The sequence below is a fragment of the Massilia sp. HP4 genome (assembly GCF_005222695.1).
In the GTDB taxonomy this organism is placed as follows: domain Bacteria; phylum Pseudomonadota; class Gammaproteobacteria; order Burkholderiales; family Burkholderiaceae_D; genus Telluria.
The window spans coordinates 40583-51640 of sequence record NZ_STGG01000017.1; the positions used below are offsets into that span (position 1 = coordinate 40583).

At 64.3% G+C, this 11058-nt stretch carries 5 protein-coding genes; 3 read left to right on the forward strand and 2 right to left on the reverse strand.

From position 1 onward, the window contains the following. Positions 1-69: 69 nt before the first annotated feature. Positions 70-993: a diacylglycerol kinase family protein gene (locus E8M83_RS09435; protein ID WP_229491471.1), complete on the forward strand. Its 924-nt coding sequence runs from the start codon at positions 70-72 to the stop codon at positions 991-993. On the opposite strand, the gene E8M83_RS09440 is transcribed toward E8M83_RS09435, so the two are convergent. Beyond that, a complete protein-coding gene (locus E8M83_RS09440; protein ID WP_137173115.1) occupies positions 994-3900 on the reverse strand; it encodes an esterase in 2907 nt (968 codons plus the stop codon). Beyond that, positions 3897-5750 (reverse strand): glycoside hydrolase family 13 protein, encoded by a 1854-nt coding sequence (locus E8M83_RS09445; RefSeq protein ID WP_137173116.1) that lies wholly within the window; start codon positions 5748-5750, stop codon positions 3897-3899. Before E8M83_RS09445 ends, E8M83_RS09440 begins: the two co-directional genes overlap by 4 nt. A gap of 433 nt (positions 5751-6183) precedes the next feature. On the opposite strand from E8M83_RS09445, the gene E8M83_RS09450 reads away from it, so the two are divergent. Both E8M83_RS09450 and E8M83_RS09455 read left to right on the forward strand, forming a co-directional pair. After that, on the forward strand, positions 6184-9063 hold the full coding sequence (locus E8M83_RS09450; RefSeq protein ID WP_137173117.1) for a TonB-dependent receptor: 2880 nt from the start codon (positions 6184-6186) through the stop codon (positions 9061-9063). A gap of 93 nt (positions 9064-9156) precedes the next feature. Continuing rightward, positions 9157-10668 carry a tryptophan halogenase family protein gene (locus tag E8M83_RS09455; RefSeq protein ID WP_137173118.1) on the forward strand — a complete coding sequence of 504 codons (1512 nt, stop codon included), beginning with the start codon at positions 9157-9159 and terminating at the stop codon, positions 10666-10668. Positions 10669-11058 lie beyond the last annotated feature (390 nt).

Here is an 11058-nt window from a genome sequence, read left to right on the forward strand (position 1 = left end):
CTTGTCTTATCGAATCGAACCGCGATGCCATCCACCGAGTTGCTCCCTGATGCCCATTTCTACATAGTCTTGAATGCGGGTTCCGGGCATTCCGAGACCGAAGAACGCATCTCGACGATCCGCGAGGTCATGGACAAGTCGGGCCGGGTCTGCCACCTGGAAGTGGTGGACAAGCCGGAACGGCTGGAAGACATCGCGCGCGAGATGGCCGCCAAGGCCCTCGCCAGCAGCGGCGTGCTGGTTGCCGCCGGCGGCGACGGCACCATCAACACGGTGGCGCACCAGGCGGTGCTGGCCGGCTGCCTGTTCGGCGTCCTGCCGCAAGGAACCTTTAATTATTTCGGCCGCACCCACGGCATCCCGGAAGACCTGGCCGAGGCGGTGTACGCGATGCTGCGCGCCGAAGTCAGGCCGGTCCAGATCGGCATGCTCAACAACAAGATCTTCCTGGTCAATGCCAGCGTGGGCTTGTATCCGGCCTTGCTCGAGGAGCGCGAACACGACAAGCGCGAGTATGGCCGCAGCCGTGTGGTCGCCTTCCTGTCGGCGATCAAGATGGCCTTGCGCCCGCACCGCCACCTGCGCATCACGCTCGAGCTCGACGGCAAGGAAAAACGCCTGCGCACCACGACCTTGTTTGTGGGGAATAACCGCCTGCAGATGGAGCAGGTCGGCATGGAAGACCTGACCGAGGCGGTCGAAGAAGGGCAGCTGGTGGCACTGGCGCCCAAGCCGATGGGCAAGCTCGGACTACTGGGTTTGCTGATCCGTGGGGCGTTCGGCAAGCTCGGTGCGGGCGACGATGTGATCGCCTTCCCGTTCAAGCGCATGACGGTGAAGACGCCGTCGTTCTATGGCCGCAAGCGCCTGAAGGTGGCGGTCGACGGCGAGGTGAGCAAGATGGCGACGCCCTTCGAATTCAAGGTGCTCGAAGGGCGGCTCAAGTTGCTGGTGTCGGAGCAGGGGCGCGGCGAGCCGCGGCCGGTGGAATGATCATTCCACCCGCAACAAGCGCACGCCATAGATATCGAATCGGTTCGATGGCTCCGCCCCACCGGCCCCGGTAAAGCTGCGGTTACTCTCGAGATAACTCATATTGTAGAAGTCCGTCATCTCGAGGCGGTAGCTGCCCGCCTTGACGCGCGCCGCCAGCGGCGTGGAATACACGCTCGGCGTGTTTTCCTTGAGCAGCGGCGCATGCGGCAGCTGGATCACGCCCTGGGCCACGACCTTGCCATTGGCATCCTTCAACGCCAGCCATTTCACGCCGCCGCTGATGCCCAGGTTCACCTGGTTGGCGCCGTTGTGGTAGCGCACCTGGATCCGGTAGTCGCCCGGCCGCTCGATGGCGATGCCTTCGACGGTGAAGCTGTCGTCCGGCTTGCCCCAGTCTTTCAAATGGGCCCGGGTAAAGCGTGCATCGGGCGCGGCCGCCTGCAGGTTCGAACGCACGCGCGCATCGGTCACGGGAATCTCGATCCCCGCATCGACGCAGCGCGGCTGGCTGTGATGGCTCGCATTGCCGCTGTCGGTGAACAGCGCCTCGACCGCATAGCACGACGTGGCAGCCGCCGCGCGATCGATCCAGGCCCCGGCCGGCAGCTTGTCGGCCACCAGCTTGCCGTCGCGGTAGACGCGGTAACTGACGTTGGCGGCATTGCCGTTGGCGCCGATCTGCAGGGTGGCCGGGCCCGAGGATGCGCGCGACAGGCTGTCGATGGTCGGCTCGCGCGGACCGAAGACCGCGCTCGCTTCTTCATACGGGTTGGCATTGACGCGGCGGATGTCCTGCTGCCCCGCCACCAGCTTGCCCAGCACGATCTCGATGCGGTTGCTGGCGGCCAGTTCCGCCAGGCCGATCGTGTCCTTCGCCGGCTTGCCATTCAGGGCGATGCGCTCGACCGCGTAATAGCCATCCTGCGCGCTCGCGGCAGGCAATTGCAGGCGCACGTCGATGCGCTTGCCGTGCAGGCGCAGGTCGTGCAGCGCGATCTGGTTCGTGGCGCCGAAGGTCTCGCGGCGCAGCTTCCCGGTGACGAAGGGCTTGAACGCGATGCCGTCGTCCAGCGTCTCCACCCCGAACACATTCCCGATCACCATGCCGAGATAGCCGCCCACGGACCACAGCTGGCGGCGCGAATTGATCACCGGGCCGCTCAGCCCTGGGTTGTTCTCGTCGAGCAGCAGCGGCTGGCCGGACAGCCACTCGAGGTTTTCCATATTCGACAGGTTGACCGCCGCGCCGCGCATCAGCGAGGCATAGGCGACGTCGGCCACCGCCGCGTTCTTGCCCAGGGCAGCCGCCCGCAGGCCATAGGCGGTCACGAACGGCCAGCTGGAGCGGTTGTGATACACCGGCGCGCCAATCTGCTGCGGCCAGATCATCGGCGCGCCCAGCGGGCCATGCGGATAGCGCGCCAGGATCGAGCGCGCCTGGCTGTCGTCGGCCACGCCGCTGACGATGGCCAGCGCCTGGCCCAGCCAGTCGAACTTGTGCAGCGGCGCGCCGTCCAGGTGGCCGGCGGTGAGGCTGCTGTACATGCCTGCGTCTTTCAACCACAGGCGCTCGTTGATCGCCCGCTTCAGTTCTTGCGCCCAGCGCGCGTAGCGTTGCGCCTTGTCCGCATCCTTGTGTTCGCGCGCCAGCTTCGCCGCCAGGTTCAGTGCCTGGTAGTAGACGACGTTGGTCGACAGCGCTTTCGAGCTGGCCATCGAGGCCAGGTCGCCCGGGATCCAGGCGGCATAGGTCTGGTCGCGCCAGTCGAGGAAGGACTCCTCGCCCGTGTACAGGCCGGTCACCGGATCGAAGGCCGCCACGCGGTCGATCTCGATCGTGTTCGACAGCGCCTTCAATGCCCGCGCGGCGAACGGCGCGCGGTCAAGAGCGGGCAGGGTGCGCAGCGTTTCCTCGGCCGCCAGCGCCCAGGTCAGGCGGTCGGTGCTGACCGGCCAGCTGCCGCCGCTGCCGGTATCCTGCACAATCTGCAGGCCGTCCGGCGTGCCCGGGATCTGCGGCGCGGCGGTGATGTCCGGACGCCAGCCCGAGAGCTTGAAATCCAGTGAATTGCGCACCCGCTGCGGGTCGAGCAGGGCCAGGCCCAGGTCGGCCGCGTACGACAGGTCGCGGGTCCAGACATAGGCCCATTTTTCGCCGGTGGCAAAGCAGGCGCAGTCGATCGCATTGCCGCCGTTGTAGTTGCCGTCATTGATCTGGCTGACCGAATTCTGGCGCATCTCGCGGCCCGCCATGGCGAACAGGGCGTCGAAGGCCAGATTGCCGCTGCGTACGCGCGGCAGGCCGTCTTCTTCGGCATACGCGACGTGCTGCGGACCGGGATCGCGCAGCAGCATGGTGCTCGACTGCACGTAGCGGCGCAGGGGCGCCTGCGCGTCTGGCGTCGAGTAGCGCACGGTCTCGACCTTGCCGTCCCAGGTCGGCCATTGCTGGGTCGCCCGGACCGCGTGGCCCGCATGCGGATCGACGCCGCTATCGCGCCGGGCGTCGGCGATGCGCGCCACTTTCAGTACCGGTGCCGACTTGTCGCGGGCATCGACCGTGAAGCGGTAAGTGCCCGGCTGGCGCACGAACAGGAAGGTCTCGGGACCGGACTGCTGCTCCAGGCGATAGCCGGTATCGGGCTTGACGCTGGTGCTCTTGTCCGGATCGATCACCCACTCCGCGCTCCAGTCGCCGGTACCGAGCTTGAAGGCGTGGTTGCCGGGCATGACCTCGACATCGGCCTGGTAGATGCCATCGCCCCTGGCCGCGAGCGGGCTGGCGGTGCCCCAGCCATTGAAGGCGCCGCGCACGTACAGGCCGTCGACGTCCTGCGCGAGGGCCTGCGTTGGCAACCCGCTGCAGGAGAGCAGGGCGGCCAGGGCGATGGCACGGCGCTTCATTGCGGTGCAGCCAGTTCGAGGACGATGGCCGCGCGCGGCGCCAGCACCAGCTTCTCGCGCAGGTCATGGGTCTTGCCGGTCAGGGCGTCGACCCCGCTGGCCACGCCGGAGAGCATCTCGCTGAAGCGGCCGACGTCCAGCGACATCTCCTTGCTGTTGTTGTTGAACGCGACCAGCACCTTCTTTTCATCGTTGTAGCGGAAGTAGACCCAGGTGTTGTCCTGCGGCCCGTAATGCATCATCTTGCCGTGATGGATGACCGGCTGGCCCTTGCGCCAGTTGGCCAGCTTGCGCACGAAATCCTGTGCGGTGCGCTGCTTGCTGGACAGGCCAATGCCCGCAAAGGCGTTGACCTTGTCGCCGGCCCAGCCGCCCGGGAACGGGGTGCGGTAGGTGGCGTCGTTGCGCTCGCCGACGGCGCTGGTCATCAGGATCTCGTCGCCCGTGTAGAACTGCGGAATGCGCGGCGCCGTCATCATGAAGATCATCGCCATGCGGTACTTGTCGAAGTCTTCGCCCACTTCGCTGTAGATGCGCGACATGTCGTGGTTGTCCGCGAACAGGACCAGGTTGCCCGGCTCCGGGTACAGGTAGTCGAGCGACAGCGTCTCATACACGTCGGTGAACACGTTGCCGCCTTTTTTATCGGCCAGCGCACGGCGCATGGCCTCGGCCACCGGGAAGTCCATCAGGCTCGGCGTGTGGGCCTGGTAGCCGTCGAAGTTCTGCTTGCCGCGCTGCCAGTAGGCCACCACCGGCACCTTGGTAGACCATTCCTCGCCGACCAGGTTCAGGTTCGGGTATTCGGCCATCAGGCGCCTGGTGTACTCGGCCAGGAAGGGCTTGTCCGAATAGCCGAAGGTGTCGATCCGCAGGCCCGACAAACCCGCGTACTCGATCCACCAGATATTGTTCTGGATGAGGTAGTTCGCCACCAGCTGATTGGACTGGTTCATGTCGGGCATGCTCTTGACGAACCAGCCGCGCGTGAAGTTGTCGGCGTCTTCCGTCGAGCCGTACGGGTCCTGCACCGCCGTGTGGTAGTGGTGGGTCGGCACGAACTTGTCGTTGTAGTTGATCCAGTCCGGCGCCGGCAAATCCTTCATCCACCAGTGGTGGCTGCCGATGTGCGACAGCACCACGTCCTGGATGATGCCGATGCCGTGTTTTTTCGCTTCCTGCGACAGGCGCCTGAAATCCTCGTTGCTGCCGTAGCGCGGATCGATCTTGTACAGGTCGGTGGCTGCATAGCCGTGGTAGGAATAGCCCGGCATATTGTTCTCGACCAGCGGCGTCGGCCACAATTGGGTGAAGCCCAGGCCGGCGACGTAGTCGAGGCGGTCGATGATGCCCTTGATGTCGCCGCCATGGCGGCCCAGGCCGCCCTTGCGATCGCGCTTGTCCGGCATGCCTTCGACGCTGTCGTTGGACGGGTCGCCGTTGGCGAAGCGGTCCGGCATGATCTGGTAGATCGCATCCTTGCTGGAAAAACCCTGGCGCGCGGCGGAACCGGGTTCGCGTTCGAGCAGGCGATAGGTGTAGCTGGCCGTGCGGCCGGCGCCCTGGAAGGCGATGTCGAAGCTGCCGGGTTTGACCTTCGGATCGAGCACCAGGTCGATGAACAGGTAGTTGCGGTTCGGGGTGCGGGTGACCGAGGCGATGCGCACGCCCGGGTACGCCAGCGACGGGTCGAGGTCGGCGATCTTGTCGCCATACACCATCAGCTGGACTTGCTCGTTCTGCATGCCGGCCCACCAGAAGGGCGGTTCCATGCGGGCGATGTCGGTGGATTGGGCGTGGACGGCAAGCGAAGCGCCGGCGAGCACGATGCTGGCGAGGAGTTGTCTCATGATTATTGAGCGCCGCCGCCGTCGCCGCCCGCACAGGTAGTAAGACTACAAACCCATTCAGAAGGCTACGAAAACAGGCACTAAGAGTTGTTGTGTAGGCGAAAGCGTACTATAGAAACTAGCGATGAACAATCAATACACCCTGCGCGGCCTATAGTCTGACTACAACCTGCACCCAGGTCAAATCTTAAGATTTGCTTCAGAAATAGGGTTGATGTAGTGCTGCTACATAAAAAAATAGCAGTTTCTGTAGCTCAGTTACAACGCGCGCGATACTGTTTTTTCTGAAACCTGCCATTATTGTCGATACACACAGTTTTTCGATTGCAACATCTAGTTTAAGTACAGAGGTGTGATCGGAGCTGATAAAAATTGTTGAGGCAATAGTCCGGCAGCGGCATGCTGCGGGACCAGCCTTCCACCGAGGAGACACATGAAAGCTACCGCCACCAGGCGCGCCGGCAAGTCGGCGCGTACCGCATTCCCGTTGAACCCGTTCGCCGCGGGCTGCGCCGTCCTGTTGTCGGCACTGGCTGGTCAGGCCTTCGCGCAGGCATCGGGCAGCGAAGCGCAGACCGCCGTCGCACCGAACACCCCGACCGCCGCCGCCACCAGCGAAGTCATCGCCACCCCGGCGCCGGCCCCGAGCGTTTCCACCGTCACCGTGACCGGCATCCGCCAGGGCATCGAGGCGGCGATTTCGGTCAAGCGCAATTCGAACTCCATCGTCGAAGCGATTTCGGCCGAAGACATCGGCAAGCTGCCCGATTCCTCGGTGGCCGAGTCGATCGCCCGCCTGCCGGGCGTGACCGCCCAGCGCAGCCGCGGTTCGGGACGCGCGTCCGAGATCTCGGTGCGCGGCCTGTCGCCAAGCTTCAACGGCACCCTGCTCAACGGCCGCGAAATGGCCTCGACGGGCAACGCCCGCAATCCTGAATTCGACCTGTTCCCGTCGGAGCTGATGGGCGGCGTCGTAATCTACAAGACCCCGGACGCGAGCGTGATCGGCCAGGGCCTGGCCGCGACCATCGACCTCAAAACCGTGCAGCCGCTCGACTTCGGCAAGCGCGTTATCGCCGTCAACTACAAGAAGAGCCGCCTGGGCGTGCGCACCGCCGAAGAGGGCGATGGCGACCGCTTCTCGCTGTCGTACATCGACCAGTTCGCCGACCGTACCCTGGGCGTGGCGGTCGGCCTGACCTCGTACGACGAGACCGGCGGCGAGCAGCGCAAGTTCGACGCCTGGGGCGGCCAGACCTCGGTGCTGCCCTACCAGGGCCGCGACGTGATCCTGCCGATGGGCTTCACGGCCGACACCGAGACCGGCTACCACAACCGCGACGGCGCCTTCGCCTCGCTGCAATGGCGTCCGAACCGCAACTTCCGTTCGACCCTGGACGTGTTTTACTCGGCCGGCGAAACCGGTTTCAAGCGCAGCGGCCTGGAAGGCGCGGTCGGCGCCAACACCTCGGGCCTGTACGACCCGGCCGGCGTGCTGCAAGACGTCGTGGTGCAGAACGGCATCGCCACCAGCGGCACCCTGACCAACTACAAGGGCGTGGTCCGCAACCACATCGAGGCCGCCGAAGACGACCTGAAAACCGTCGGCTGGAAGAACGAGCTGAAACTGGGCGAATGGAACACCAGCGCCGACATCACCTGGTCCAAGGCGACCAAGCTGAGTTCGCGCTACGAGACCACCGCCGGCCTGCCGGGCAATGCCGCCAACCTGGACACGATCTCGTGGACCGGCTTCAATGGCGGCAACTTCACCGACATCGCCTGGCGTACCGGCGCGAACTACGCCGACCCGAACATCGCCCAGCTGACCGACGTCAATGGCTGGTCGGGCACGGCCGACAATCCGCTGGCCCAGGCCGGTTACCTGGCCCAGCCGTATATCGACGACAAGCTGAAATCGATCCGCCTGAACGCCAAGCGCAACACCGAATGGGGCCCGGTTTCGGCGATCCAGTTCGGCTACAACTTCACCGATCGCGAAAAGACCCGCAGCGGCGACGAAGGCCGCCTGATGATCATCGGCGGCGACCGCTTCGGCGCCGTCCCGATGCCGGGCGCTTCCACGAGCACCGCCGGCACCAGCGGCATCCCGATCTCGACCTGGAACCCGCTCGGTTCGCTCGGCTCGGTGTACGAACTGGCCCCGAAGGTCAATGCCGACATCCTCACCAAGATGTGGGATGTCAAGGAAACCGTGCAGACCGCCTACGTCATGGGCGACCTGAACGGCGAGCTGTTCGGCTTCGAATACCGCGGTAACGTCGGCACCCAGTTCGTGCACACCAAGCAGATGGGCGGCGGCTACAACAGCGGCAACTGCACCGGCGAGACCGCCGACAGCTGCCCGGTGGTGCGCACCATCGGCGAACACGACTACTGGGACGTGTTGCCGAGCCTGAACCTGTCGTTCGACCTGAAGAACGACCAGGTGCTGCGCATGGGCGTGGCGCAAGTGCTGTCGCGTCCGAGCCTGGACGACCTGCGCGGCGGCATCGGCTTCAGCGTGAACACCGGCGTGACCAACCCGTTCCTGAGCGGCGGCGGCGGCAACCCGACGCTCGAGCCGTTCAAGGCCAAGACCTTCGACCTGTCGTACGAAAAATACTTCGGCAAGAAGGGCTACGTCAGCGTGGCCGGCTTCTACAAGAAGCTCGACACCTTCATCCTGCGCACCCCGTCCGAGTACGACTTCGCGCCGTGGATCACCTCGACCACGCCGCTGCCGAGCACCGGCGCCAATGCCGGTTCGACCATCGGCGTGCTGAACCGTCCTGAAAACGGCGAGGGCGGCAGCATCCGCGGCTACGAGCTGGCGATCAACGTGCCGCTGGAGATGGTGCATCCATGGCTGGACGGCTTCGGCGTCCTGGCCAACCACTCGGATACCCGCTCCAAGATCGACCTGCCGGCCCTGGGCTTCGGCAACGTCCAGGTCGCGGCGACCAGCATCCCGCTGCCGGGGCTGTCGCGCAAGGTGAGCAACCTGCGCCTGTACTACGAGAAGAACGGCTTCCAGATCGCCGCCGCGGCGCGCAAGCGTTCGGACTTCCTGGGCCAGTCGCCGGACTTCTCGGACACGCTGCAGTACACCTTCGTGAAGGGCGAGACCATCGTCGACTTCCAGGTCTCGTACGAGATCCAGTCGGGCTTCGCCAAGGGCCTGTCGGTGTTCGCCCAGGCGAACAACTGGAACAATGCACCGTTCCTGGAGTACACGGACAGCAGCGATTCGATCACCCGCCGCGTCGAGTACGGCCGCACCTACCAGTTCGGCGCCAACTACAAGTTCTGATGTAGCAGGCACTGCGGATCGCACTACAATGCAACCCTCGCGGCCCCGGCCCCGGGGGTTGTTTTTCGTTGGAAGAGACTAGGGTAGAAAAATATGGAAAACCAGGCAATCAAGGACATCGTCATCGTCGGCGGCGGCACCGCGGGCTGGATGACGGCGGCGGCGCTCTCGAGCATGCTCAATGGCCGCTACAACATCCGGCTGGTCGAGTCGGACGAGATCGGCATCGTCGGCGTGGGCGAGGCGACCATCCCGATGATCCAGCGCTTCAACCGCGTGGTCGGCATCGACGAGGCGGAGTTCATGCGCGAGACGATGGGCACCTTCAAGCTGGGCGTCGAATTCGTCAACTGGGGCAAGCTGGGCGAGCGCTATATGCACGGCTTCGGCCGCATGGGCCAGGACCTGGCCACCGTGCCGTTCGAGCAGTACTGGCACAAGATGCGCGCGCTGGGCAAGGCCGCGCCGCTCGAGGAATATTCGATCACGCGCATGGCTGCCAAGGCCGGCAAGTTCATGCCGGCGCGCACCGACGTGCCGAATTCTCCGCTGGGGGATATCGCCTATGCCTATCACTTCGACGCCAGCCTGTATGCGAAGTATCTGAGAAAGCTGTGCGAGGCGCGCGGCGTGATCCGCATCGAGGGCAAGATTGCGCGCGCCATCCAGCGCGAGCCGGATGGCTTCATCGAGGCGGTCGAACTGGAGAGCGGCCAGCGCGTCGACGGCGAACTGTTCATCGACTGCTCGGGCTTTCGGGGCCTCTTGATCGAGCAGACCCTGGAGACCGGCTACGAAGACTGGCACCACTGGCTGCCGGCCGACCGCGCGCTGGCCGTGCCCTGCGAATCGGTGCCGGCCAGGACCCCGTTTACGCGCGCCACGGCGCATAAATCGGGCTGGCAGTGGCGCATCCCGCTGCAGCACCGCACCGGCAACGGCCATGTGTATTGCAGCCGTTTCATCAGCGACGACGAGGCGGCGGCCACCTTGCTGGCCAATCTGGATGGCCGCGCGCTGGCCGAGCCGCGCATGATCAAGTTCCGCACCGGCATGCGCAAGCAGGCCTGGAACCGCAATGTGGTGGCGATCGGCCTGGCGGGCGGCTTCCTGGAGCCGATCGAGTCGACCAGCATCCACTTGATCCAATCGAGCATCGCGCGCCTGGTCGAATTCTTCCCGGACCGCCGTTTCAGCGAAGCCGACCGCATCGAGTTCAATCGCCAGTCGCGCTTCGAGTACGAGCGCGTGCGCGACTTCATCATCCTGCACTACCACCTCAACCAGCGCACCGATTCGGCGTACTGGACCGAGTGCGCGCACATGGCGATTCCCGAGACCCTGCGCCAGAAGATGGACCTGTACCGCTCGCGCGGCAAGATCGTGCGGGTCGATAACGAGCTGTTTTCCGAAGTGGGCTGGCTGCAGGTGCTCGAAGGGCAGAACATGCCGATCGACGGCTACCACCCCTTGGCCGATACCCAGTCCGAAGCGGATATTGCCGAGTACATGGAAAGCGTGCGCGACGTCATCCGCAAATGCGTGGACGTGATGCCGTCGCATGACGAGTACATTGCGAAGCATTGCGCGGCGCGCAAGCCGTAGGCCACGGCCGACCCCGCCAGGCAGCCGCCCCGATGGGCGGCTTTTTTTTCGTCCCGTCTTCGGCAACTTGCGTGGGGAGCGGCTTACTTGTAGCAAATTTTCAGCGTTGTTGTGGCGATTCAATCGATCTGAACGATTTACTACAAGACATGCACCGTAATGGTGCATTACGGCAAAATCATGCCGGTTATCAGAGCATTTGTAGCGCGACTACAGAACTGCTAAATTGTCATGTAGCTCATAAACAACGCAAATCCCTTGGATTTACAGCCACTTGGCGAAAATCGTGCCATGATCATTGCTACAAGTAACTCCCGTTGACAGTGCATCTAGTTTTAATACAGAATCCAGCCCAAGGTTGATTTTGTCGCAAAAAACCGATCCCGGTCC